The organism is Rothia sp. HMSC065D02 (assembly GCF_001815285.1).
GTDB classification, from domain to species: Bacteria; Actinomycetota; Actinomycetes; order Actinomycetales; family Micrococcaceae; genus Rothia; species Rothia dentocariosa.
Window position 1 is genome coordinate 39,551 of record NZ_KV820082.1, and the last position, 24,940, is coordinate 64,490.

The following is a 24,940-nucleotide window of genomic DNA, read 5'->3' on the forward strand; positions in this document are numbered from 1 at the left end:
TGTCGGTTAGCCTTGGTATGCCGAAGCCTGCACCTGCGGTTCTTGCACCCCGCCGCAAGACCCGTCAATTCAAGGTAGGTACAGTGGGCATCGGTTCCGAATCTCCCATTTCGGTACAGTCTATGACGACCACCAAGACCCACGATATCGGTTCAACTTTGCAGCAAATTGCTGAGCTAACCGCCGCCGGGTGCGATATTGTGCGTGTGGCATGCCCGACCGATAAAGATGCTGAGGCACTACCCATCATCGCAAAGCAGTCTAATATTCCGGTGATCGCGGATATTCACTTTCAGCCCAAGTACGTGTATGCGGCTATTAAAGCCGGATGCGGCGCAGTGCGTGTGAATCCCGGTAACATTCGTAAATTCGATGACCAGGTAAAAGAGATCGCCGAGATGGCTTCCGAGCATGGTACCTCTATCCGCATCGGTGTGAATGCTGGTTCGCTCGATAAACGTCTGCTCGAAAAATATGGCCACGCTACTCCAGAGGCGCTGGTTGAGTCCGCTGTGTGGGAAGCCTCTCTCTTTGAGGAGCATGGGTTCCGCGATTTCAAGATTTCCGTTAAACACAACGACCCGGTGGTTATGGTTGAGGCATACCGGCAGCTTGCCGCCCGCGGCGATTGGCCTTTGCACTTAGGCGTGACTGAAGCAGGCCCCGCATTCCAGGGAACCATCAAGAGTTCGGTAGCATTCGGCACCCTCCTCTCTCAAGGGATTGGCGATACGATCCGTGTTTCGCTTTCGGCCCCTCCGGTGGAAGAAGTCAAGGTAGGAACCAAGATTCTGGAATCCCTTAACCTGCGCCCGCGCAAGCTCGACATTGTTTCGTGCCCCTCATGCGGTCGCGCCCAGGTGAATGTGTGGGAGCTCGCCGAAAACGTGACCAAGGGCTTGGAGCATATGAAGGTTCCGCTTCGCGTCGCCGTGATGGGATGCGTGGTGAACGGTCCCGGCGAGGCACGTGAAGCAGACTTAGGAGTGGCATCCGGTAACGGTAAGGGACAGATCTTTGTGAAAGGGGAAGTTATTAAAACCGTTCCCGAAGATCAGATCGTGGAAACCCTTCTTGAAGAGGCAACCCGTATTGCCGCCGAGATGGAAGCCTCGGGGGAGTACGTGCCCGAAGGCGCCCCCGCTGTTACCGTCAAATAGTACGGCTGTACCTCGTCCGTAGCGTTGAATATAAACGCGACGAGTCTGAAATCTCTAAGCGCCTCGCCTTCAACGGACGCGGGGCGCTTTGCTGTGACACATTCAAAACCGCGATAGCTCTCTCGTTAGATAGAATCGAAAGCGTGCTCAAAAAGTTTTTCTCCTCATCCGCCCCCCAGGCGGTGGCTCTCGATCGGCGCGATGCAGATGCCCTCGAAGAGCTTCTCTATGCGGATACGCTGGGGAACCTCTACGCTATTGAGCATTACGATATTTACGGGCTGCCGCCAGCATCGGCATCCGGAGCACGCTTGATGGGGAATAAGCTACCAGCACAGTATCGCGGATTCGTGGGGATTTACGAAGATGGCATCTTGCTGAGCGCGCTGTTACTGGGCAGCAATACCGTTCCCATCTGGTTACCCGACGACGATCGAATGCGCTCACATGCCGAGGTTCTTGCTCACCTCATTTACCATTCTCGGGGCAGCATTGAGTCTCTTTTTGGACCCAGTGAATGTGTGCTTCCAATCTGGGAGTACTTGAGGAAACGCCTCGCGAGTCCTTTCTCTGTTCGGACGGTACAGCCGCTACTGTACCTGCCCCCAGAAAAAAATCTATTCTCACTCTATTCGGCCTCTCTGCCTGAACTGCCCGGCTATCTACCCTCGTTACAGTCGGTTCCAGAGAACCCTGGAGGATATGTGCGCTGTACTGTTCTGTCAGATTACGATGATGTTCTGCCTGCCGCAGCCGCTATGTTCCATGAGGAAGTCGGTATTGAACCCATCGCACGGTACGGCAGCAACTACAGAAACCGTGTACGGTCGATGGTATCCGAAGGCAAAAACGTGATTGTCACTAACGATCTCGGCGTGGTGGTCTTCAAAGCTGATCTGGGTATATCGCATCTGGACGCTGCGCAGATACAGGGCGTTTGGGTGCACCCCGACTATCGCGGTCTGGGGCTTGCGGCTCCGTTTCTTGCTGCGGCCTGTGAGCTTTTCCGAGAGAGGCACCCGCATCTGAGCCTCTACGTTAATAACTACAACGATCGGGCACTTTCTCTCTATCAGCGCACCGGATGGGAAGATATTGGGCAATATTCGACCATTATCCTTACTCGTTAGCGTCTGAAAATATACACGTTGGTTTTTTATACCAACTATGCTTCGCCTGTGAGCGCGGAAACCTATAGACTTGTTATATTATTCATCGACGTTCGCCGCCGCTTTCGGGTTAAGGAATGTGGGATGCGGTGAAGGTCTAGCATCAAATCCAAGGAGAACACACATGGTACTTCGCTTGTCCAACCTCTTCGTGCGGACCCTGCGTGAAGATCCTGTAGACGCTGAGGTAGCAAGCCATAAGCTTTTAGTGCGCGCAGGTTATATTCGTCGTGCCGCTCCTGGCGTGTATACCTGGCTGCCCTTGGGTTTGAAAGTTCTGCGCAAGGTAGAAAATATCGTGCGTGAAGAAATGAACGCAATTGGAGCCCAAGAAGTTCTCTTCCCGGCATTGTTGCCGCGAGAACCCTATGAGGCAACTAACCGGTGGGAAGAATACGGTGATAATCTCTTCCGCCTTCAGGACCGCAAGGGCGCCGATATGCTGCTGGCGCCCACCCATGAGGAAATGTTCACCCTGTTGGTGAAAGACCTTTATTCCTCCTACAAGGATCTGCCGCTGTATATTTACCAGATCCAGAATAAGTACCGTGACGAGGCTCGACCCCGCGCTGGTTTGTTGCGTGGGCGCGAATTTGTCATGAAGGATTCCTACTCTTTTACTGTGGACGACGAAGGCTTGAATGAAGCTTACGAGGCCCACCGCGCCGCTTACCAGCGTATTTTTAACCGCTTGGGATTAGACACCGTCATAGTGACCGCGCAATCGGGTGCTATGGGTGGTTCACGCAGTGAAGAATTCCTGCATCCGACCCCTGTAGGTGAAGACACCTTTGTGCGTTCCGCCGGTGGCTACGCCGCAAATGTGGAGGCAGTCACCACCGTTGTGCCTGCAGATATTGATTTCACGGATACACCCGCAGCTATCGTGCTCGATACCCCCGAATCTCCCACGATTGAAACTCTTGTAACCCAGATGAACGACCTGCACCCGCAGGTGACCGGCGGTGAACTCACCGCTGAACAGACGCTTAAATGTTTTGTGGGCGCAGCCATTACCCCCGCCGGGGAGCGTAAACTCTTTGCCGTGGGTGTACCTGGTGATCGCGAAGTCGATCTGGGACGCGTCGAGGTTAACATTGGTGCGCTCATGGGTATCGGTGGCGAGATCGAGGTTGAGGCTGCTTCTGAGGAGGATCTAAAGAAATTCCCGCAGCTCGTCAAGGGCTATATTGGCCCGGGTCTTACTCTCGATCAGCCCATGTTGGGTGAGAATACCGAAGAGCGTCAAACTGCTACCGGTATTCCGTTTTTCGTTGATCCGCGCGTGGTTCGCGGAACCTCATGGGTGACCGGCGCTAATGAGCACGGCAAACACGTGGCAAATCTCGTTTACGGGCGGGACTTTAGCGCAGACGGTACTTTGGAAGCGTGTGAAGTACGCGAAGGCGACCCAGCACCGGATGGTTCCGGACCGCTTATTGCCGCACGCGGCATTGAGATGGGACATATCTTCCAGCTTGGTCGTAAATACGCCGAGGCACTGGGCCTGAAAGTACTCGATCAGAACGGTAAACTCCAGACCGTGACGATGGGATCTTACGGCATTGGCGTAACCCGCGCGCTTGCCGCAATTGCTGAGGGCAATCATGACGAGAAGGGTCTGATCTGGCCGCGTAACTTGGCACCCGCCGATGTGCACATCGTCATCACGAATAAAGACACTCAATCCCACGAGTACGCAGAAACCTTGAGCGCGGAGCTTGAAGGCACCGGGGTGCAGGTGCTTTTGGACGATCGTCTGAAAACCAGCCCGGGCGTTAAATTCGGCGATGCAGAGCTTCTGGGCGTACCCACCATATTAGTGATTGGCCGCGGGTTCAAAGACGGTACTTTGGAGCTCAAAGACCGGCGAAACGGAGAGGCACGCGATATTGCTGTATCGGATGCGGTGCGCGAAATCCTCGCCGAAATCCGGTCTTAGGTCCTATTCCCAGGCATAGACGCGTTCATCATCCTCGACAAGATTATCGAGAAGAGAAGGAAGATATGGCGTATAAACCTAAACGGTCCGGTAAGAAAGACGGCGCCCCCAATGCTCGCTCTCGGCGTGCCGCATCACGAACCGTCAGGGGTGTGACTCGTCCCTTCGAATCCGCAGGGGCAGAAAAATCGGCACCGGCAAAAATTGGGACACGCTCTCTACATGAGGACGAGGTAAACGAAGCTATCAAACCTGTGCTCAGCGAGTTTTCGTTAGTGCTTGAAAGGATTAAGATCAGTGGTCCGGCAGCTAACCGAACGGTAGAAATTACCGTGGACTATACGGAAGATCGGACAGATTCCCTTTCTCTGGACAGCCTTGCGGAAATCTCGGGGGCTATCTCACAGGCTCTGGATAAAGCTGATGAGCACGATGAGTTCTTCCCCTACATGTTGGAGGTTTCCTCTCCTGGAGCTACCCGAGAACTCACCGAGCGCCGTCATTGGAAACGTGCTCGCACCCGACTTGTGGCGGTGACACAGACAGACGGCACGGAATACGTGGCTCGTCTTGACGAGATTACGGACGAGGGTCCTGTGCTTCGGCGTAAGAAACAGACTAAGAAAGGGCAGAAGCAGACGTACCATGACGCTGTGATTGTGCCCTGGGAAAATATTGGGCACGCTAATGTTGAAATTGATTTCAATTCTACTCAAGAGACTGTAGAATAGGTACAAAATAGGCTTTCTGTTTGTTTTTTCACACTCAACAAACATAAAGCAAACCGTTCGGGAGCCGGGGCGCAGAAAAAGCGTCCCGGCGCCGTGCTACAGGGAAAGGCTGAAGAGCGTGGACAACAATATGACGATCGACTTAGGCGTTCTGCATGCACTTGCAAAGCAACGAGGTCTCGTTTTGGAGGAACTGTTCTCGCTGGTTGAAAATGCTCTGGTGCTTGCCTATATGAAGCAGCCCGGCGCCATTAAAGGCTCCCGAGCCGTCATCGACCGAACTACCGGCGACTTCGCTATTCTTGCGCCGGAACTTGACGATGACAACCAGAAAATCGATGAGTTCGATGATACGCCCAATAACTTTGGGCGCATTGCTGCGGCAACGGTGCGTCAGGTTTTATCGCAGCGTCTGCGCGATGCCGAAGATGCATCCGTGCTTGGTGAATTTAAAGACCGAGAAGGAACCTTAGCATCCGGCGTTATTCAGCAGGGGAATAACCCCCGTATGGTTCAAGTCGATTTGGGAACTATTGAGGCCGTACTCCCCGCGAACGAGCAGGTTCCCGGAGAACAATATCCCCACGGAACCCGTATTCGTGCATATCTCTTAGAGGCGCGCCGCGGGCAGAAAGGGCCCTCGATTGTGCTCTCGCGGTCGCATCCGAACTTGGTGCTTCGCCTATTTGAGCATGAGGTTCCAGAGATCGCCGACGGATCGGTCAAGATTAACTCCATTGCTCGCGAGGCAGGACATCGCTCGAAGATAGCGGTAAGCGCAACGAACCCCAGTATCAACGCTAAGGGGGCCTGCATCGGTGATATGGGCGCTCGCGTACGTGCTGTTGCCGCTGAACTTAACGACGAGAAGATCGACATTGTTGATTACTCGACGGATCCTGCGGAGTTTATTACGGCTGCGCTCTCGCCCGCTAAGGTGACCGAAGTTATTATTGCGGACCCCCGCGAATATTCTGCTCGTGCGATTGTCCCCGATGAGCAGCTTTCGCTGGCAATCGGGCGGGAAGGCCAGAACGCGCGCCTTGCAGCGAAACTAACCGGCTGGCGTATTGATATTTTGGCGGAATCAAAATATGCTCAGATTCGTGCCGAAGAAGAGGTGGCTGAGCGAGTAGCCCGCAGCCTTGATTTAGACGAAAACGAGTAGTAACCGGTATTCTAGTAGGAGTACCCTGTAGCCCCTAGAGGGTCTTTCTGCATTCACGAAACCGAATACGGACGTGACCCAGATGAGGGGCTACACTTAAGATGTGCGTTTGGTGCGTGCACCCCAGCGGCGTGCCTAAACGGCTGTGACAGTTTTGATGGGGAAGAGGGGAGAGCAATGAGTGAACCTCTCCGTACCTGTATTGGCTGTCGCCTCCGCGATAATCCGCGGAATATGCTCCGTATCGTCCGTTTCGGCGGCGACGGAGAACGGATGCGCATCCTTCCGGATGTGCACCGCACCTTGCCCGGTCGCGGTGCGTGGCTGCATATGCGTGAATCCTGCCAGCAACAGGCTTTTCGTAAAAATGCTTTCGCCCGCGCCTTTAAAGTTTCAATTGCTCGCGCAGACCTTATGGTTTTGACCGAATACTTCGCTCAGCGCAAGCCCGAAACTACGGGCTATGAGTGAAACTCACATCCCTATAAGTCAACGAGTTTGACGACTTCTTGCAGATTACGAAAGCGAGTCAGAAAACTGATGGATATCTAATGAGTGCCGCGACATGAGTACCCATCTGTGCTCACACCCCGGCAAATTTATGCCCACGCGTGTGTTAGGCGTAACCGAGAGCCTAGTGCGCGCATACACACATCACTAGTGTTCGCACCGTCCTGGTGCGAGCCAGGACAGGAGAAAATTTGGCTAAGCCTCGCGTACACGAGATTGCTAAAGAACTTGGTGTAACGTCAAAAGAAGTTATTGCAAAACTAGCCGAACAAGGCGAATTCGTAAAGGGCGCATCCTCGACCCTTAACCCGCTCGTGGTTAAGAAACTGCGTGAAGCGTTCCCCGCCCCCGCTCAGGCACCTGAAAAAGCTGAAAAACCAACTAAAGCGTCAGGGAAGTCTGCAGCTTCCACAGCTAAAACTGCTAGTGCTAAGCCCGCCGCTCCAAAGAAGCCGGCGGACGCGAAATCTGCTGCTAAACCTGCGGCACCGAAACCTGCCCCTAAACCGGGTGCAAAACCTGCAGCTAAATCTGCGGCTCCTAAGCCCGGTGCCAAGGGCGCCGCTAAATCTTCTTCGGGTCCTCGTCCTGGCAACAACCCCTTCTCCTCACAGCAGGGAATGGCTCGTCCAGAGGCTCCGAAGCCTGCTGCTCCAAAGCCCGCACCGAAACCTGGTGCATCGGCTCCAAAACCGGGCCCGAAGCCTGGTCCTCGTCCGGGTAACAACCCCTTCTCCTCGCAGCAGGGAATGAAACGACCCGAACGCGGCGAACAACGTTCTGGCGGTCCTCGTCCACCCCGCGGTCAACGTTCAGGCAATAATGCCCCTCGTCCCGGCGGTGGGGGCAACGGTCCCCGTTCCGCATCGGGGTCGCGCTCGCACGCGCCTCGTTCCGGCGGCGGCAACCGTCCTAGCCCGTCCATTATGCCGTCCAAGGTTTCGAACGTCGGTTCCGGCCCCGGTGCACCCAGTGGCGGTGGCGGAGGCGGTAACCGTCGTGGCGGAGGCGGCTATAACCGCGGTCCTTCGCGTCCGGGTCCCGGTGGCCGTGGAAATGCACAGGGTGCTTTCGGCCGTGGCGGTTCCAAGCGTAAGAACCGTAAGTCGAAGGCAGCCCGCCGCAATGAAGTCGAGCAGATGAACGCGCCCGCACCCGGTGGTGTGGTAGTACCTCGCGGAGACGGCTCGACTGAGGTCCGCCTGCGTCGCGGCGCATCCATTATGGATTTTGCCGAAAAGATTGGCGCTAACCCGGCTTCGCTAATTACCGTTCTCTTCCACTTGGGCGAAATGGCCACTCAGACCCAGTCGCTCGATGAAGAAACCTTCGAGCTATTGGGTGCCGAGTTGGGGTACGTCGTAAAGATTGTGTCTCCCGAGGACGAAGAACGCGAGCTCTTGGAATCCTTTGACATCGACCTTGAAGCCGAAGCAGAGGCGGAAGGCGATGACGTTCTTGAAGTGCGTCCTCCGGTTGTGACTGTGATGGGTCACGTTGACCATGGTAAAACTCGACTGCTGGACGCTATTCGGAATACCAACGTCATTGAGGGTGAAGCTGGCGGCATTACCCAGCACATCGGTGCGTATCAGGTACACACCACCGTCGAAGGTGAAGACCGTGCGATTACCTTTATCGATACCCCCGGTCACGAGGCGTTTACCGCTATGCGTGCCCGCGGCGCGAAGGTTACCGACGTTGCCATTCTGGTGGTCGCTGCGGATGACGGCGTGATGCCGCAGACCGTTGAGGCCCTGAACCACGCTCAGGCGGCTGATGTGCCGATCGTCGTGGCTATCAACAAGATCGATAAGGAAGGCGCATCGCCCGATAAGGTCAAGGGCCAGCTGACCGAGTACGGTCTGGTACCTGAAGATTACGGTGGAGACACCATGTTCGTGAACGTTTCGGCTCGGAATGGCACGAACATTACCGAACTGCTTGAAGCCGTAACCTTGACTGCCGACGTTCTGGAACTGCGCGCTAACCCGAATAAGGAAGCTCGCGGCGTTGCCATTGAAGCGAACCTAGATAAGGGTCGCGGTGCGGTCTCCACCGTCTTGGTGCAGTCCGGTACTCTGCATGTGGGCGATGCGATTGTCGCCGGTGTGGCCCACGGTCGCGTGCGCGCAATGTTCGACGAGAACGGTCATGCAGTGAAAGAAGCCGGTCCGTCCCGTCCCGTTCAGGTTCTGGGTCTTTCGACCGTGCCCCGTGCGGGAGATACCTTCCTCTCGACCGAAGAAGAACGCACCGCACGCCAGATTGCTGAGAAGCGTGAGGCCGCAGACCGTAACGCACAGCTCGCGAAGCGTCGTAAGCGCGTAACCCTTGAATCCTTCGATGCCGCTGTGGCTGAGGGCAAGATGGATACCCTCAACCTGATTATTAAGGGTGACGTCTCCGGTGCTGTTGAAGCTCTGGAAGAGTCGCTCATGAAGATTGATGTGGGCGGCGACGAAGTTCAGCTGCGCGTAATCCACCGCGGTGTAGGTGCTATTACTCAGAACGATGTAAACCTGGCAACCGTGGACAACGCGGTGATCATTGGCTTCAACGTTCGTCCTGCAGAGCGTGTCTCTGAGCTTGCAGACCGCGAGGGCGTCGAGATGAAGTTCTACTCGGTCATCTACCGCGCGATTGAGGAAATTGAGCAGGCTGTCAAGGGCATGCTCAAACCCGAATACGAAGAGGTCGAACTCGGCTCGGCGGAGATCCGCGAAGTGTTCCGTTCCTCCAAGTGGGGTAACATCGCAGGTTCGATGGTCAAGAACGGCATTATCAAGCGTAATTCCAAGGCACGCCTGGTACGTGACGGTGTTGTGGTGTCAGAAGACCTCACCATCGAGTCGTTGCGTCGTTTCAAGGACGATGCTACCGAAGTACGCGAAGGCTTCGAGTGCGGTATTGGACTCGGTTCCTTCAACGACATCAAGGAAGGCGACGTCATCGAAACCTGGGAGATGCGCGAGAAGCCGCGCGTCTAAGACCCGCAGAAACGCGCCCGCTCCCCGTATCTCGCTTCGTTCCGGTTTTGTACCGGAAGATGCGGGATGCCGGGCGGGCGCTTCCACTATCTGTACTTGACCACAAGGAGAAAACTATGGCTGATGCAGCACGTGCAGCCCGTCTCGCCGACCGTATTAAGGTGATTGTGGCGCAGGCGCTTGAACGCCGAGTCAAAGACCCCCGCCTCGGTTTTGTGACGATTACCGATGCCCGGGTCACGAATGACCTGCAGCACGCAACCTTGTACTACACCGTATACGGTTCTGAAGAAGAACAAGAAAACACAAAAAAGGCGTTGGAATCCGCTAAAGGCATTTTGCGCTCTGAGGTGGGAAAAAATATTACCGCACGTCTAACGCCAACCCTCACCTTCGTACCAGACGAAGTACCGGTTAACGCTTACCACCTCGAAGACCTCTTAAAGAAAACCCGTGAACGCGATGCTGAACTTGCTGCCGCATCCGCAGGGGCCCAGTACGCGGGCGAGGCAGACCCGTACAAGAAACCTGAACAGACCGAAGCAGCGGAAGACTAACACAGTGGCGAAAGCTCGGGGGCGCGGACCGTCAGGTCTACTGGTGGTGGATAAACCCGCTGGCATGACGAGCCATGATGTAGTCTCGAAGATCCGCTGGATTGCCGGTACGCGGCGTGTTGGTCATGCAGGTACTCTTGATCCGGCGGCGACAGGTGTGTTGGTCTTGGGCTTGAACAAAGCGACAAAGCTTTTGACGTATTTAGTTGGTCAGGATAAAACTTATGAGGCTCGCCTGGTGTTAGGGGCCACAACTCTGACAGAGGACGCTGAGGGAGAGCTCACCGGGATTGCTCGCGCGGAGGCTGTGAGGGCTCTGACTCGGGAGAAGATTGAAAACGCCGTACGATCTTTGACGGGCGATATTATGCAGGTTCCCTCCGCCGTTTCGGCGATTAAGGTTAAGGGCGTGCGTTCTTATGCTCGGGTTCGTGACGGCGAGGATATTGAACTTCCCGCCCGAAAGGTCACGATTCATGAGGTCGCTATTCATGAGGTGCGCGATAGCGAACTTGATACTCGACTATATACTGTTGCCGAGGGGCTTGATGCTCCCGCGTGTGTACCAGTTGTTGAGGTAGATATTACGGTTTCCTGCTCTTCTGGAACCTATATTCGTGCTTTTGCTCGTGATGTGGGTAAAGCCCTGGGCGTTGGGGGCCATCTGAGTGCTTTGAACCGTATACGTGTAGGGAATGTGTATCAGCGTGAGGCGTTTGATTTAGCTGAACTCATGAAGGAACACGAGAACGCTGATGGGCCGCTAGACTTACCTGTACTTTCTCTTGAGGAGGCGGCACGTCGTCTGTTCAACGTTCGGCAGCTTACGACGCAAGAGGCGACCGATATTTCATTTGGTCGGCGCATTACAGTCAGTGAGGAAGGCTCAGATGCTCTTGTCTTAGGCACACAAAGCCCGGAATCTCAGCATGCCAATACCGAGGGGATAACTGCCGCATTTGCGCCGGACGGAACACTAGTGGCTCTTATAGAGAATGTGAAGTTTCGGGGAACCCGATGCGCGGCACCCGTGCTCGTATTTGAAGCAGGAATTGACTTCTCGCGGGAAGCGGGGGAGCGGCTATGATCGCTGGTTTGGACTGGTGGTTCTGGATTACTGTGGTACTCGGTACGTTATCGTGTCTGGCTTCTTTGGTACAGTATTTCCGTGGTTATGAACCCGATGACTATTCACAAGGTCCGATGCTTGTTCTTGAAGCGTTTTTAGTGGTGTACCTGGTAGGGTCGATCATCATGCAGGCTGTGGGACCGGGACCTCGTGGTGACTGGCTGGAGTATTACGGGTACCTCGTGACTGCCATGCTTATTCCCGCCGGCGCGTTCTTCTATTCTCTCAGCGAGCGTACGCGATGGGCGACTCTGCTACTGGCGGTTCCAGGGCCCGTGCTTATCGTGATGGTTTACCGAATGAATATGCTGTGGTATTACTATTAGACACAGGTTTTACTCCACATAGCTGGGGCACAGAGCCTGAATTATAGAGCAAGTACGCAAGCATCTAGAGACACCTTCTGCGCACACACCTTGGGAAGGACACGATGTGCATAATACTTTGAACCCTTGGGGTTCCCGCACCACAAAAGGCAATTCTAAATCCGATGCTGTTTCCTCAGCTGGCCATGCCTCCGGTCCGGGTAAAGTTATCGCTGTGGTGTACGGGATTTTTACATTGTCGGCGGGCGCTCGCGCGTGTTATCAGCTGATTCGTAAATTTGATGAGGCGCCTTTGGCGATTCTGCTTTCGCTTCTTTCCGCAATTATTTATGCTATTGCTGCTGTTTCTTTAGCAAAGCGTGGAGAACGTGCTAGGCAGCTTGCGGTTATCACCATCGTAGTGGAGCTTCTTGGCGTCCTTGGCATAGGAGTTTTCTCGTATGCCGCTCCGCAGTTTTTCCCTTTAGCATCCGTGTGGTCGCATTTCGGGCAGGGATATGGGTATATCCCCTTGGTACTGCCGGTGGTGGGGTTGTGGTGGCTGTACCGGGCAGCGCATCGCACTACGAACAGGTCGCAGAATTCTCGGTGAGGATAGCGAAAACTAAAAGGAGAGAACTATGACTCGTGATAAGAACTCGCAGAAGGCCGAGAAAAAACCACTTTCAACCTCTGAACCGGTAACTCAGCCGCAGCCGGTGATTTCAGCGCAGTCGGAGTATCCGCAGAAAGCGCGCACTGCGTCGGCTCAACAGCCTGCACAGAAAATCGGATCTGAATCCAGTGCTCAGAAATCTGCTCGCGGATCAAAAAATACTGCCCCTGCAGCATCGCAGAAAACGACGGCCGTGCGTACGGTGGAGGACGTCGCCAAGCCTCAGAACCAAGGGGTTTTTCGCGCTGTGACCGCACTTTATGGTGCTTTGGTTATGCTCTATGCGGGGTGGCAGATCTTCTCTGGCGCCCGTGCTGTGCCAGAGAATGATGCTCTGGCGGCAAATGCTTCTCTGGAATCAAATTATGCGTTTTTCGCCGCAATATACTTCGGTTTGGGGCTCTCATTCCTCGTTATCGCAGTGAAGTTCAAGTGGGTCAATATGCTGGTGATATCCTGTTTGGTGGTTTTCTTAGGCGGCGTGGGACGTATTATATCGTGGGCTACCCACGGTACCCCGCATTGGTCGCTGATCGTGCTGATGGTAACTGAGTTAGTCATTCCTCCATGCCTGTTGATTTGGTACGCCTGGATTAATAAGTCCAATAAGATTCGGCAGGATATGCTTCAGGCTTCGCAACAGGGTAAATCCTCTCGTTAACGTCGGATCTCGAAAATCCTTCAGGTTTATCGGGGTGGTAATTCTACATACGTCTTCAGACTGGTTTAGGATGTATAGGTACATTATTTCTTACCAGGAGAGCCCGTGACCCTCTATACCGAGTTGAGCGATATTCCGGCGGATTTCGGTCCGTCCGTAGTGACTATCGGCAATTTTGATGGCGTGCATATTGGTCACGCTCGCGTTATTTCACGTGTTGTCGAGGTAGCGAATGAGCACGGGCTTGTTTCGGTTGCTGTTTCGTTTGATCCGCACCCTATGCAGGTGCATCATCCTGAACTGAAGCATCAGGAAATTATGGGTCAGGGGTCAAGACGTTATTTCATGTGCCAGCTTGGCCTGCAGAACTACCTACTGCTGCATTACGACCTAGAGTTTGCGAAGCAGAGCCCCGAGGAATTTGTGAAGTCCGTCTTTGTTGATGCCCTGCGTGCACGTTATGTTGTGATCGGCGATGATGTGCGTTTTGGGCACAAGAATTCGGGCGATTTAAACACAATGCGCGAACTGGGGAAGAAATACGGGTTTGAGGTCATCGTGGTTGATGATTTGATGGCCGATGAAAAAACCCGATGCTCTTCAACCCGCATTCGCGAATATTTGAACGCGGGGGACATGGAAGGTGCGGCTCGGCTGCTTGGTCGTCCGCACCTGATGTACGGGGAAGTCGTGCACGGCTTGGCGCGTGGGCGTGAATTGGGGTTCCCTACAGCAAATTTGGAGCTGGAGGCGCGCGGCTTTATCCCGGTTGATGGTGTGTATGCCGGATGGTTGACCGATGAGTCTGGTGAAAAGCATCCGGCGGCTATATCCGTGGGTACAAACCCAACCTTCGACGGCATTGAAAACCGTCAGGTTGAGGCGCATGTTATTAACCGTCCTCAAGAACGTGTTGAGGACTTTGACCTTTATGGGCAGCATGTGGTTGTGGAATTTGTGAAGCACCTGCGCCCTATGGTTGCGTACCATGGCATTGATGCTTTGATCGAACAGATTAATCAGGATGTTGCGCAGGCGCGCGATGTGCTTGCCGAAGGGTCTTACGCTTAGGTAATAAGACTCTGGCGTTTTCTGTCGTCTGTAATCTTATGAAGACCAAAATAAAACATAACTGATTCTGCAACTTTCATGTTTATCGTGAAGGTTTAAAATATTTTTTATATTAATTGTATAAATGTATAGATAAACCGCACCTTGAGAATTTAATTGTAATATTTTTGTTTACTTCGAGAAAAATATGTAATTTTCTCTCTTATTGATGTGTGCATGAGATACACTAAAAATTGCAAATTCCCGATAGCTTATTGATGCATGCAATATATCTTGGGTCTTTGGTGACATAAGATATATTAGAGAGTAATCTACCTGGAGAATATATCCCTGACTTATTGCGTAAATCAGGGATGACAATCACCTACTCAACACAAAGGAATATTGTGAATACCTCGAAAACACTGTCCCGGCGTACCTTGGCAAAAGGCACCGCCTGGGCTGCCCCTGTTGTATTAGCCTCCTCCGCTATACCCGCATATGCGTCCAGCGTGCCGGATTGTTCATGGCTTGCGACTCAGAATGTTGTGGAGACGAGCGTTTCTAACGAATTCTCGGACAATGGTAATCCGAATATTACCGTCGCGGACTGGGGGAACCAAGGGGGTGCTGGTGTATCTTATAAGTTTGCCGATACATATGACAATGGTCGTAACCCTTATGCTGTTAATACACCCATTGAGAGAAACCCTTACCATGATTTCACCTTTACCTACCGCATCACAGAAGATTTGCGGAGCTTTAAGGCGAATCCTTGGGTTAATCAGGCAACTCCAGTGGGTGAACAAAATGCAAAAAATAATGCTGTACTCGATACCCAATTTAACGGTGTTGGGTATAAAGTTACTGGTGCCCAACCTATCAAGCAGGGAACCTTTGGGTGGGGGAGCTTCAACTACAGAAATATTGATGGTATGCCCTCAAAAACTACGGGGTCTTACGGTTGTTATGAGGACCGCAAGTTCTATCCGTTCTCCCGTTCTCAGGCGCGTTCTGTAGTTGAGGGCAGCCGCTGGCGCGGACAGCTCTATCTTGACTTCGGACCGGTAAGTGCAGGAACGATTATTAAAGTAACTATTCGTGTTTACTCGCTTCAAGAAATGTCCGCCTCGTACATTAATCAGCGCTACTACAACAACAACTGCAATCCAACCTATAATGGTGGTCCCAAACGTTGGGCTGGAGATAACGACCAGGTTGGTGTGGTGGGCGAGTACTCTTACGCACTCAAAGATCCCCGTGTTGCAGAGTGCAGCAGTTCTGCCAATAAGCATGCGGTACCGGTCAGCGGATACTGGGCTTTCGGCGGTAACTGGACCCGAGAGTAATATCCTCCAGCAAAGCTATGCACCATCAAGCTGTTTGGCACTTATATAAAGAGGGCTAGTGCAGCAGTGCATGCTGTACATGGAATACGGCGGTATTGCAATAACGCGATGCCGCCGTATTCTTGCGTCATGAGATCGAGCTCAGCGGCATTTATGCAATGAGAATGCAGGAACTCTCTTAGGGAGAGTATCTTATGAAGGGTTCCGACGAAGCGGGTGCTTAAGAGAGAATATAAGCATGAAAAAAATGAACGTCGAGTCTTTCAACCTTGATCATCGTGCCGTTGTGGCCCCCTATGTGCGGATTGCAGACCGCAAGGAATTGCCCGGTGGAGATACCCTTATCAAATACGATGTCCGCTTCACTCAGCCTAACAAGGGCCATCTTGAAATGCCCGTCGTACATTCGATCGAGCATATGAGCGCCGAGCACATGCGCAACCACACAGATAAGCTCATCGATTTTTCACCAATGGGATGCCAAACTGGGTTTTACGCCCTCACCCTGGGGCTAGAGCTGCAGGAGTTCTTGCCCATCCTGGAAGCGACTCTACGAGATATTCTCACGGCTACCGAGGTGCCCGCCGCGAATGAAATACAGTGCGGTTGGGGCGCTAACCACACCCTTGAAGGGGCGCAGAATGCTGCACGTGAATTCCTCGCCGCACGTGCTGACTGGGAGCAGGTGATGGCGGCGTGAGCGAACAGCATCACTCTGGCGAACAGGGGCACTCCGAAGAAGCTGCGCAGATGTTCCCCACAGACTTTACCTCGGCGGATATTTTTAACGAAATGTATGCCGACTTGGAGAACCTGAACGACCTCATGATGAGCTTCTCAAACGCGATCGTCATTCAGGTTGCGATGGATGAAGAGCTAGCCCCGTTCCTCGCAGCGACCGAGCAAGCACAGCCCTCCTTCACTGAAGGCGTAGCAAAATTCTACCCACGTTATCTTATGCTTGAAGAAGATCAGGTTCCCCTTCTGCTGGTTCGCTCCAAAATTGGGTTAGTCAATGCCGCATCCGCCGTCACGGAAGCTATCAACTACGCGACTAACTGTTTGGGGGTTATCAGTGCAGGAACCGCCGGTGGTCTTGCGCAGCACATCAACGTTGGAGATATAGTACTGGGGTCAAATTACCTGTACACTGATGCCGACGCAACCATTTTTGGATACGAACGCGGGCAGATTCCTGGGATGCCCGTATCCTATGGCGATCGTGACTCGGACTGGGAAGAGGCGATTGAAGCGGCGCTTTCAGCTCTTAAATCGGCACAGGAGGAAAGTTCCTGGGCGGTGCACCAAGGGCGGATGCTTGCGGGTAACTCATTCGTGACTGAGTACAACGTGAAGGACACCCGAGAGGCCTTCGATACGGCACTCAGCACCGATATGGAGACCACAGCGATCGCGCAGATCTGCAGTAACTATGATGTGTCTTTTATGGCGGTACGCTGCATCTCTGATTTATGCGGCCCAGCAGCAGATCAGGAATTTCATCTTTCGATCGATGTGGTGGCTCCCCGCTCGGCACGATATGCGCTGCAGATTGCCGCTGAGCTCTGGACACAGCAGGAATTACCCGCTCTTGAGTTGAACCTTGAAGACTAAGTGGACGGATCTGCTTAAGAAGACCATGATGCTTCAGGCCCCAAGTGCTCAGACGGTTGCACAGAAACACTCATTACAAGAAAAATTCCGAGAGAATTCACATTTAAGCCGTCATAGCGTATGGTTAACACAGCAATAACGTACTCGTGACTCAGGAGAGCACCATGAAAATCTGCCCGACCTTAGCCTCTGCGGCTGGTCTTCTTGGCGGTTACAAGGTCGCATCTACAACCGGCAAACGGCCTCTTGGTGGTGCCGTGCTGGGTCTTGCGGGTTTTATTGCTTTCAAGAACTGGAAGCGTAAAGCTGGAGTTGGGCGTGCTACGTTCCTCACCGGCGTTTACCTTTCTGCCTTCGGTTACTCCCATCCACTCGCCAAGAAAATTGGCGCGTGGCCGGCAGTCTATACCGTGACTGGCGTAACCGCTCTGTTGTCGCTCATCGTAGGACGTAAGCGTAAACAGAAATAGTCTTCAACAAGACGGCGGGTTGGCTATCGTTGCCAAACCCGCCGTCTTTTTGCGTTACGGTTCACTGCAACTAAGAAATCGCAAGGATGCACGGGGAGTACGCTGGGCGCATCCCACAACCTCGATGGGGGAGGTGCACGGCATACGGCAACAAAAGCCACACCGCAGAATCAACCAGAACACAAGATTTTCAAGAGGTTACACCGCTAACCCGCGAGGTGAGGAAAAATGAAGAATAACGCTAACTCTGCGGCAACTACCGCAAATGGCGCTATCTCCACCGAGGATGCGCCCCAGCTATCGCGCGGACTCTCCCTGCGTCACATCATGTTCATTGCGCTTGGCTCGGCAATCGGCACCGGACTCTTTTACGGCTCCGCCTCCGCTATTCAACTGGCGGGCCCCGCTGTACTACTCGCCTATGTGATTGGCGGAGCTGCCGTTTTCATGGTGATGCGCGCTATGGGGGAGCTTGCACTGGCACACCCCGTATCTGGCGCATTCTCGGAATACGCAACCCGGTATCTGGGATCTTGGGCTGGGTTCGTCACCGGCTGGAGCTATGCTCTGGAAATGGCGCTCGTTGCCATCGCGGATGTGACAGCATTTGCAGTATATATGAAATTCTGGTTCCCCCAGTCGCCCTCGTGGATCTGGATCGTATCGGTGCTGCTCATTTTGCTCGCCATTAACCTTGCCAAGGTGAAAGCCTTTGGCGAGACAGAATTTTGGTTCACTATTGTCAAGGTAAGCGCTATTATCGCCATGATTGTGGGCGGAATTATTCTGCTTTTCGTTGGTGTGCAGGCACACACCTCGGTGAAGCCGTCCGTCACAAACTTGTGGGCGCTTGATGGTGGTTTTATGCCCGAAGGGTTTACTGGTTTCCTGGCATGTTTTACCGTGGTGATGTTTGCCTTTGGCGGTATTGAGAATATCGGTATTGCGGCGGGGGAGGCGGAAAACCCACGCACGTCGATTCCTAAGGCTATTCGTACTGTGCCGTTCCGCATTCTGATCTTCTATGTGCTGACTCTCTCCGTCATTATGTCGCTCTACCCTTGGTACTCTGTCACTAAAGAGAACTCGCCTTTTGTGCAGATCTTCGAGAACCTGGGAATTCCGGCGGCAGGATCAATCCTCAACGTGGTTATTATTACCGCTGCCGTGTCTGCGATGAATGCCGATGTTTACGGTGCTGGGCGTATGATGTACGGGCTGGCAAAGCAGGGGCTGGCCCCGAAATCATTCGGCAAGGTTGCAAAAAACGGTGCGCCCTGGATGACGACTCTTCTGATGATCGTGGTTATGGCGGTGGGCGTGATCGTGAATATCGCGTTCGAGAATGCTTTTGAAGTAGTCGCTTCGCTGGCAACATTCGCGACCGTTTTCGTGTGGGTTATGATTCTGCTGGCGCACATCGCCTATAAACGTGGGGGATACGAAGACGAAGTGCAGCCCGTGCGGCTTCCTCTTGTCGTCAGCTATATAACGCTTGCGTTTATGGCGTTCATCGTCGTGCTCTTCGGATTCTTCGATGACACTCGTTTGGCTCTTGTTGTTGGCGCTATATGGTGTGTTTTCCTTCTCGCGTACTATCGCCTAGCGGTAGCGCCACGGTTGGCAAAGAACGCAAAACTGGCGATCGCATCTGATGTTCAGGATGGATAAATGCGGTATTGCAGGTGGAAATGCTAGGCCTAAATACGGAATGTGCTGCGGCGGTAATCTTTCAAAATCCGTAAAAGTAGCGTAGAATGTGTTAAACGCGTGTCTGCGGTCCGCGGCAGAAGACGTGAGGGGCATACGCCCAAAACCCCGGCGACATACGGTCGTGCGGGCAGCTACGCGGCACTAACTCTAGGAGTTATACAGTGGCATTGGATCCCGCTATCAAGCAGGAAATCATCAAGGAATACGCAACTCACGAGGGTGACACTGGTTCTCCCGAGGTGCAGATTGCAGTTCTGTCTCGTCGAATCTCCGACCTGACTGAGCACTTGAAGTTCCACAAGCACGATCACCACTCCCGTCGTGGTCTGATGATCCTCGTGGGTCGTCGTCGCAATATGCTAGGCTACCTCAAGGATATTGATATTGAACGCTACCGTTCGCTCATTGAGCGTCTTGGTCTGCGTCGCTAAGGTTTTCGTACCTTGCAGGTAACGCTAAGCGGGCGCATCCTCCGTCGCACGGCGGGGGATGCGCCCGCGTTATCATGTACGGAAACCCGTCCATTTTTCAGATAAACAGTTTATAAAAAGTGCTCGTTCCAGGCACGCCCCGGTGCGGTCCTCGGTAGCGAATTACGGAATACTCCTGTGTACAACAGAGGTTCAGGGTACGACGTCCGTGGTTTCCTATCGAAGGCCGATAGATTGGGTGGAAATGGCGACGGGCATACGAACACAGAAAGAAGGAATCGTGGAAGGTCCCGAAATCCAATTCTCTGAAGTAGAAATTGACAATGGTATTCATGGCAAACGCCATGTACGTTTTGAAACTGGCCGTCTCGCCAAGCAAGCGGCAGGATCCGTACTCGTCACGATTGATGACGAAACAACGCTGCTTTCAGCAACCGCAATTGGTAAATCTCCCCGCGAGGGCTTTGACTTCTTCCCGCTGACCGTAGACGTTGAAGAGCGCATGTACGCCGCCGGTAAAATTCCCGGTTCGTTCTTCCGCCGCGAGGGGCGACCCCCGACCGAGGCGATTCTTGCGGCACGTCTAATCGACCGTCCGCTGCGCCCCGCTTTTACCAAGGGTATTCGTAACGAAGTGCAGGTTGTCGTCACCGTTCTGACCATCGAGCCAGACGAAATTTACAATACCTTTGCGATTAACGCAGCATCCGCATCAACCGCGTTATCAGGTGCGCCCTTTAGCGGGCCTATCGGTGGTGTGCGTATGGCCCTTATTGATGGGCAGTGGGTGTGCTTCCCCAAATACTCTCAGCTGGAAAACGCCGTATTCGATATGGCTGTGGCCGGTCGCATCGTGACTAAGGCCGATGGCAGCGAAGACGTTGCGATCATGATGGTAGAGGCAGAGGCAACCGATAATTCTTGGAAGCTTATTAAGGAAGACGGACACGCTGCCCCCACCGAAGAGATCGTAGCCGAAGGTTTGGAGGCTGCGAAGCCCTTTATTGCTGCTCTGTGCAAGGCGCAGGCTGATCTTGTTGAGCGTGCCGGTAAACCCGATCTGGAGCTTCCCTACTTCGGCGGGCATGGTGAAGACGTTGACGCCGCCGTGAAGGACTTCGCGGGCGAGCGCCTCGTGGAAGTTTACTCCATCGCGGGTAAACAGGACCGTGAAGCCGCTGCCGCAGAGCTTGAAGCCGAGCTGATGGAAGCCCTCACCGGGGAAGGTAAAGAGTTTGAGGAGCGCGCTAATGAAGTTTCAGTGGCGTTTGCGGCTCTTACCAAGCACACCGTGCGCCAGCGCATCCTCACCGAACAGGTGCGCATTGATGGTCGCGGACTCACCGATATTCGCCAGCTGACCGCCGAGGTTGAAGTACTGCCGCGCGTGCACGGTTCGGCAATTTTTGAGCGTGGCGAAACCCAGATTATGGGCGTGACCACCTTGAATATGCTCAAGCTGGAACAGCAGCTCGATTCGCTGTACCCGGTCACGTCCAAGCGTTACATTCACCACTACAACTTCCCGCCGTACTCTACCGGCGAGACCGGCCGTGTTGGCTCGCCCAAGCGCCGCGAAATCGGCCACGGTGCACTTGCGGAACGTGCGCTTACCCCAGTGCTGCCCTCACGCGAGGAATTCCCCTACGCGATCCGCCAGGTCTCTGAGGCTCTGGGCTCGAACGGCTCCACGTCGATGGGGTCGGTCTGCGCTTCGACCCTGTCGCTGCTCAATGCCGGTGTGCCTCTGCGCGCGCCCGTTGCAGGTATCGCAATGGGTCTTGTCTCTGATGAGGTTGATGGCGAAACTCGTTACGCCGCACTGACCGATATTCTAGGCGCCGAAGATGCCCTAGGCGATATGGACTTCAAGGTTGCCGGTACCAGCGAGTTCGTGACTGCTATTCAGCTGGACACCAAGCTCGACGGCATTCCTGCATCTGTGCTGGCAGGCGCACTGACCCAGGCACGTGAGGCTCGTCTGCACATTCTGGATGTGATCACCGCAGCTATTGATGCCCCCGATGAGATGAGCGAATTTGCGCCGCGCATCATCTCGGTGAAGGTTCCGGTCGCTAAGATTGGCGAGGTTATCGGCCCGAAGGGCAAGATGATTAACCAGATTCAGGAAGATACCGGTGCCGATATTTCGATTGAAGACGATGGTACTGTCTTTATCGGTGCAACCGACGGTCCTTCGGCTGAGGCTGCACGCACCGCTATCAACGCGATCGCGAACCCGCAGGTTCCCGAGGTCGGCGAGCGCTACCTGGGTACCGTTGTGAAGGTGACCGATTTCGGTGCGTTCATTTCGCTTACCCCCGGTAAGGACGGTCTGCTTCATATTTCTGAGATGCGCAAGCTCAACGGTGGTAAGCGTGTGGTGGATGCCGAAGACGTCGTTTCGGTGGGGCAGAAGGTGCAGGTTGAGATCACTAAGATTGACGATCGCGGCAAGCTTTCGCTCTCCCCGGTGATTGATGCTGAGGATGCCGAGTAGAAACTCTCCCCGATATAAACCGCACCTTGACTAAGGAACTTGCTGGTTTTTCTGTCGGATAAGCAGCGCCAGCTCGTCCTGAGACTCCTGAAGGTTGTTCTCATGATGGGCTGGCGTTTACTCTGACTTATACGGCTCGCTATATATATTTGGTTTGCTAAGGACTATTCACTAATGCCTATTTCTCTTCCCGTTGCGCGCGATGAGATTACCGCTGAGCTCGACTATGAACGCGGTCGCCTGGTTTACGAGGGCGTAAATGGTAATGAAGTTCGCCGATCGATTTTGCCCGGTGGTGTTCGGGTGATAACGGAGCGGATGCCTGGCACCCGCGGCGTTTCCCTCGGATCCTGGGTGGGGGTCGGCTCCCGGGATGAAGCACCCGGTATGTTGGGGTCTACCCACTTTTTGGAGCATCTGCTCTTTAAAGGAACTCCGTCTCGAACTGCTTTTGATATTGCCCAGGCATTCGATGCGGTGGGAGGCGAATCAAACGCCCTCACCGCGAAGGAACATACCTGCTATTATGCGCGTGTACTTGACGATGATGCCCCGATGGCGGTTGATGTCCTGGCTGATATGGTGAGTAACGCTTTGCTCGATCCAGAGCATCTGGAGCAGGAGCGCGGGGTAATTCTGGAAGAGATTGCCATGGACCAGGATGATCCTACGGACGTTGCCTTCGAGAATTTTGTAGAACAGCTTATGGGCCAGAACCCGCTGGGTCGCCCGATCGGTGGTACTCCGCAGGAGATTATGCAGGTCCCGCGGGATGCTGTGTGGGAACATTACAAGCAGTATTACACGCCGGATCGCCTCGTCATCTCGGCGGCTGGATCGCTGGAGCACTCGCACATCGTAAACCTTGTGTTGGATGCGCTCACCCGCTACGGCTGGAACCTTCTTGAGGGTGTGGCTCCGGTACCGCGCCGTGTGCGCACGGAGAGCAGTATTGTCCCGTTTTCCGAGCTGCACGAGGTGCAGAAGGGCTTTGAACAGACCAATATTGTGATGGGGTGCCCGAGTATTATTGCTGGGGATGAGCGCCGCTACGCGATGAGTGTGCTGTCGAGTGCTTTTGGGTCGGGCATGTCTTCGCGGCTTTTCCAGGAGATTCGCGAAAAACGCGGGCTGGCGTACAGTACGTTTGCGTTCTCGGGTGCCTACTCCGATGCGGGATATTTCGGCATGTACGCAGGGTGCTTGCCTGCTAAAACCGAGCAGGTGTGTGAACTCTTGCAGTATGAGTTTGATAAGTTGGTGTCCGCAGGAATTACTGAGGAAGAACTCAGTAAAGTACGCGGGCAGCTGGCCGGTTCAACTGTTTTGGGCAGTGAGGACTCGGGTTCTCGGATGTCCCGACTGGGGCGTGCCGAGCTGGACTCAGGGAAATTCACGAGCACCGATGAGCTATTGGAAAAAATTCGTGCGGTTACCCTTGACGATGTACACGACCTTGCCAGGTATCTGGGGCAACAGCAGATGATCACTACGATTGTGCGCTAACGTCCTTTATTATTCTCGCAAACCCCGCAGTGCGTAGATGTTCTCGTGTCTGATGACGAAAACGTCTATGTCCCTGCGGGATTTGTTCTATGAGTCCCTACATGTGGAAATATGTTATCGTAGAGTTAATAATCTATATTTTAAGGAGCTTGAGATTCTATTATGATTGAATATGATCCTACGCGTGAAGAGTACTTTGGTTTACGTAAAATTAAAAATATTATAGACGCTCGAGGTGGTAAACAGCTGATAAGGAAGAATTTTAAAAATTCAGATAGCACAAATTCTAAGATAGGTAGGTCTTCTAAATTAGGTTTTAGTGGTAAAACTCCCGACGTTCCCTTTTTACCACGTGGTGAATTTAGTTATGAAAGAAGTTTCTCTTGGAATGAAGCATTAAAATCAACTCCCAATCTTGGAGATGTTAAAATTAGAGGTATGGATGAATTACAAAAACTTATTGATGAGGCGAATAACAATTTTAACCCACGAAATAACATTAGTGAGCATAATACTTATGGTATATCAGGAAATATGATGCATTCCTTTAAAAAACATGATGATTTTAGGCATGTTCCACTATCTGAAGCTCCGACTATTGTGGTGTGGGTATACCAGTTTGAGCATGCGCCACAGGAGCATACATGGGTTGTTTTATCAGGTACACCTCAAGAGCAACATCGTGATTTTCGGGAAGATAAGAAGACGGTTGTGGTTCGTTCTGGATCTGGAACAGAAAATATATTTGAAGAATTTTATGCTACAGCACTTTCAACATATCTAACTGGGCCTGAGGAAACCTTGGAAAATAATTTTGATATGCATAAAAATATTATTGGTTATCAGATTAAAGATAAAGATAAAATTACGCCAGGACAAGCTGGTTCAGTATTTAGGCCCAGACATCGTGAAGCAGTATTTCAGGTTTTGCGTGTTGAAGATAAACCAGAATCAGATACTAAGCCATATAAATCCTTGATGGAGAATCCTGATAATTGTGAAGACTCTCGGGTTACGCGCATTATATATGGCACTCCATATCTTGTTCAGTATTCTGCCGAAGGTATAAAAGGGGGAAATCAGGAAGGTACAGTTAGCTCCGATAGTCAAAAGAGAGGTCTTGTTAAACGATTTTTTGGGGTCTGAACGATATCAGTAATCCTCCACGCGAATATGCGGAACGGTTTTTCAATGTTGTCAGGTTTACACATCCTGAGCGCGGCGGGCACTTTGCGGCTCTGGAGGAGCCGGAGCTTTTCGTTCAAGACCTCCTGGAATTTCTGGCAGCCTAACCATCAAGGAGTTCTAT

Annotated in this window: 22 protein-coding genes; all 22 read left to right on the top strand. The window is 53.1% G+C overall.

The window, feature by feature from the left end; genetic code table 11:
- Positions 1–17: 17 nt before the first annotated feature.
- The 22 genes from ispG to HMPREF3016_RS10920 all read left to right on the top strand — a co-directional run bounded on the left by ispG (position 18) and on the right by HMPREF3016_RS10920 (position 24,777).
- The gene (gene ispG / locus HMPREF3016_RS03685) at positions 18–1,160 is read left to right on the top strand and encodes a flavodoxin-dependent (E)-4-hydroxy-3-methylbut-2-enyl-diphosphate synthase (RefSeq protein WP_080972543.1); all 1,143 of its coding nucleotides are present in this window, start codon (positions 18–20) and stop codon (positions 1,158–1,160) included.
- A 143-nt stretch (positions 1,161–1,303) separates the two neighbouring features.
- Complete coding sequence (locus HMPREF3016_RS03690) at positions 1,304–2,290, top strand: GNAT family N-acetyltransferase (protein WP_070740334.1); 987 nt, start codon at positions 1,304–1,306, stop codon at positions 2,288–2,290.
- A 163-nt stretch (positions 2,291–2,453) separates the two neighbouring features.
- Positions 2,454–4,271, top strand: a complete 1,818-nt coding sequence (locus tag HMPREF3016_RS03695; RefSeq protein WP_070740337.1) for a proline--tRNA ligase — start codon at positions 2,454–2,456, stop codon at positions 4,269–4,271.
- 65 nt (positions 4,272–4,336) lie between these two features.
- Positions 4,337–5,002, top strand: a complete 666-nt coding sequence (gene rimP / locus HMPREF3016_RS03700; RefSeq protein WP_048755098.1) for a ribosome maturation factor RimP — start codon at positions 4,337–4,339, stop codon at positions 5,000–5,002.
- 130 nt (positions 5,003–5,132) lie between these two features.
- On the top strand, positions 5,133–6,170 hold the full coding sequence (nusA, locus tag HMPREF3016_RS03705) for a transcription termination factor NusA (RefSeq protein ID WP_004006237.1): 1,038 nt from the start codon (positions 5,133–5,135) through the stop codon (positions 6,168–6,170).
- A 177-nt stretch (positions 6,171–6,347) separates the two neighbouring features.
- The gene (locus HMPREF3016_RS03710; protein WP_080513871.1) at positions 6,348–6,641 is read left to right on the top strand and encodes a YlxR family protein; all 294 of its coding nucleotides are present in this window, start codon (positions 6,348–6,350) and stop codon (positions 6,639–6,641) included.
- 230 nt (positions 6,642–6,871) lie between these two features.
- Positions 6,872–9,670: a translation initiation factor IF-2 gene (gene infB, locus HMPREF3016_RS03715; protein WP_048755097.1), complete on the top strand. Its 2,799-nt coding sequence runs from the start codon at positions 6,872–6,874 to the stop codon at positions 9,668–9,670.
- Positions 9,671–9,786: 116 nt separating this feature from the next.
- Complete coding sequence (gene rbfA / locus HMPREF3016_RS03720) at positions 9,787–10,227, top strand: 30S ribosome-binding factor RbfA (protein WP_179291499.1); 441 nt, start codon at positions 9,787–9,789, stop codon at positions 10,225–10,227.
- Positions 10,228–10,231: 4 nt separating this feature from the next.
- Positions 10,232–11,314 carry a tRNA pseudouridine(55) synthase TruB gene (gene truB / locus HMPREF3016_RS03725; protein WP_070740343.1) on the top strand — a complete coding sequence of 361 codons (1,083 nt, stop codon included), beginning with the start codon at positions 10,232–10,234 and terminating at the stop codon, positions 11,312–11,314.
- Positions 11,311–11,682 carry a hypothetical protein gene (locus HMPREF3016_RS03730; protein WP_070617137.1) on the top strand — a complete coding sequence of 124 codons (372 nt, stop codon included), beginning with the start codon at positions 11,311–11,313 and terminating at the stop codon, positions 11,680–11,682. The genes truB and HMPREF3016_RS03730 overlap by 4 nt, the downstream gene beginning before the upstream one ends.
- A gap of 106 nt (positions 11,683–11,788) precedes the next feature.
- Positions 11,789–12,274, top strand: coding sequence for a hypothetical protein (locus tag HMPREF3016_RS03735; protein WP_095343012.1), 486 nt, complete (start codon positions 11,789–11,791; stop codon positions 12,272–12,274).
- A 28-nt stretch (positions 12,275–12,302) separates the two neighbouring features.
- Positions 12,303–12,998 carry a DUF4345 domain-containing protein gene (locus HMPREF3016_RS03740; protein WP_048778693.1) on the top strand — a complete coding sequence of 232 codons (696 nt, stop codon included), beginning with the start codon at positions 12,303–12,305 and terminating at the stop codon, positions 12,996–12,998.
- A gap of 105 nt (positions 12,999–13,103) precedes the next feature.
- Positions 13,104–14,069, top strand: a complete 966-nt coding sequence (locus HMPREF3016_RS03745; RefSeq protein WP_070553659.1) for a bifunctional riboflavin kinase/FAD synthetase — start codon at positions 13,104–13,106, stop codon at positions 14,067–14,069.
- Positions 14,070–14,455: 386 nt separating this feature from the next.
- Entirely contained in the window at positions 14,456–15,397 is a 942-nt protein-coding gene (locus HMPREF3016_RS03750) for a hypothetical protein (protein WP_246828448.1), read from the top strand.
- 238 nt (positions 15,398–15,635) lie between these two features.
- Positions 15,636–16,097, top strand: a complete 462-nt coding sequence (locus HMPREF3016_RS03755) for an S-ribosylhomocysteine lyase (RefSeq protein ID WP_004006247.1) — start codon at positions 15,636–15,638, stop codon at positions 16,095–16,097.
- Entirely contained in the window at positions 16,094–17,011 is a 918-nt protein-coding gene (mtnN, locus tag HMPREF3016_RS03760) for a 5'-methylthioadenosine/S-adenosylhomocysteine nucleosidase (protein ID WP_210399781.1), read from the top strand. Before HMPREF3016_RS03755 ends, mtnN begins: the two co-directional genes overlap by 4 nt.
- A gap of 164 nt (positions 17,012–17,175) precedes the next feature.
- Positions 17,176–17,481, top strand: coding sequence for a hypothetical protein (locus HMPREF3016_RS03765; protein ID WP_070740346.1), 306 nt, complete (start codon positions 17,176–17,178; stop codon positions 17,479–17,481).
- A 228-nt stretch (positions 17,482–17,709) separates the two neighbouring features.
- The gene (locus tag HMPREF3016_RS03770) at positions 17,710–19,152 is read left to right on the top strand and encodes an amino acid permease (protein ID WP_070740350.1); all 1,443 of its coding nucleotides are present in this window, start codon (positions 17,710–17,712) and stop codon (positions 19,150–19,152) included.
- Positions 19,153–19,355: 203 nt separating this feature from the next.
- A complete protein-coding gene (rpsO, locus tag HMPREF3016_RS03775) occupies positions 19,356–19,625 on the top strand; it encodes a 30S ribosomal protein S15 (protein ID WP_004006251.1) in 270 nt (89 codons plus the stop codon).
- Between the two features lie 280 nt (positions 19,626–19,905).
- Positions 19,906–22,125: a polyribonucleotide nucleotidyltransferase gene (locus tag HMPREF3016_RS03780; RefSeq protein ID WP_070523159.1), complete on the top strand. Its 2,220-nt coding sequence runs from the start codon at positions 19,906–19,908 to the stop codon at positions 22,123–22,125.
- Between the two features lie 174 nt (positions 22,126–22,299).
- Entirely contained in the window at positions 22,300–23,631 is a 1,332-nt protein-coding gene (locus HMPREF3016_RS03785) for a M16 family metallopeptidase (RefSeq protein WP_070740352.1), read from the top strand.
- 162 nt (positions 23,632–23,793) lie between these two features.
- A complete protein-coding gene (locus HMPREF3016_RS10920; protein WP_141757698.1) occupies positions 23,794–24,777 on the top strand; it encodes a hypothetical protein in 984 nt (327 codons plus the stop codon).
- The last annotated feature ends 163 nt before the right edge of the window (positions 24,778–24,940 follow it).

Bases quoted from the DNA above. Each gene is read 5' to 3' on its own strand.
- nusA (WP_004006237.1), top strand. From the start codon at position 5,133: ATGACGATCGACTTAGGCGTTCTGCATGCACTTGCAAAGCAACGAGGT.
- HMPREF3016_RS03730 (WP_070617137.1), top strand. From the start codon at position 11,311: ATGATCGCTGGTTTGGACTGGTGGTTCTGGATTACTGTGGTACTCGGT.
- rbfA (WP_179291499.1), top strand. From the start codon at position 9,787: ATGGCTGATGCAGCACGTGCAGCCCGTCTCGCCGACCGTATTAAGGTG.
- HMPREF3016_RS03785 (WP_070740352.1), top strand. From the start codon at position 22,300: ATGCCTATTTCTCTTCCCGTTGCGCGCGATGAGATTACCGCTGAGCTC.
- rimP (WP_048755098.1), top strand. From the start codon at position 4,337: ATGGCGTATAAACCTAAACGGTCCGGTAAGAAAGACGGCGCCCCCAAT.
- ispG (WP_080972543.1), top strand. From the start codon at position 18: ATGCCGAAGCCTGCACCTGCGGTTCTTGCACCCCGCCGCAAGACCCGT.
- HMPREF3016_RS10920 (WP_141757698.1), top strand. From the start codon at position 23,794: ATGATTGAATATGATCCTACGCGTGAAGAGTACTTTGGTTTACGTAAA.
- HMPREF3016_RS03740 (WP_048778693.1), top strand. From the start codon at position 12,303: ATGACTCGTGATAAGAACTCGCAGAAGGCCGAGAAAAAACCACTTTCA.
- HMPREF3016_RS03770 (WP_070740350.1), top strand. From the start codon at position 17,710: ATGAAGAATAACGCTAACTCTGCGGCAACTACCGCAAATGGCGCTATC.
- HMPREF3016_RS03755 (WP_004006247.1), top strand. From the start codon at position 15,636: ATGAAAAAAATGAACGTCGAGTCTTTCAACCTTGATCATCGTGCCGTT.
- HMPREF3016_RS03710 (WP_080513871.1), top strand. From the start codon at position 6,348: ATGAGTGAACCTCTCCGTACCTGTATTGGCTGTCGCCTCCGCGATAAT.
- HMPREF3016_RS03765 (WP_070740346.1), top strand. From the start codon at position 17,176: ATGAAAATCTGCCCGACCTTAGCCTCTGCGGCTGGTCTTCTTGGCGGT.
- HMPREF3016_RS03695 (WP_070740337.1), top strand. From the start codon at position 2,454: ATGGTACTTCGCTTGTCCAACCTCTTCGTGCGGACCCTGCGTGAAGAT.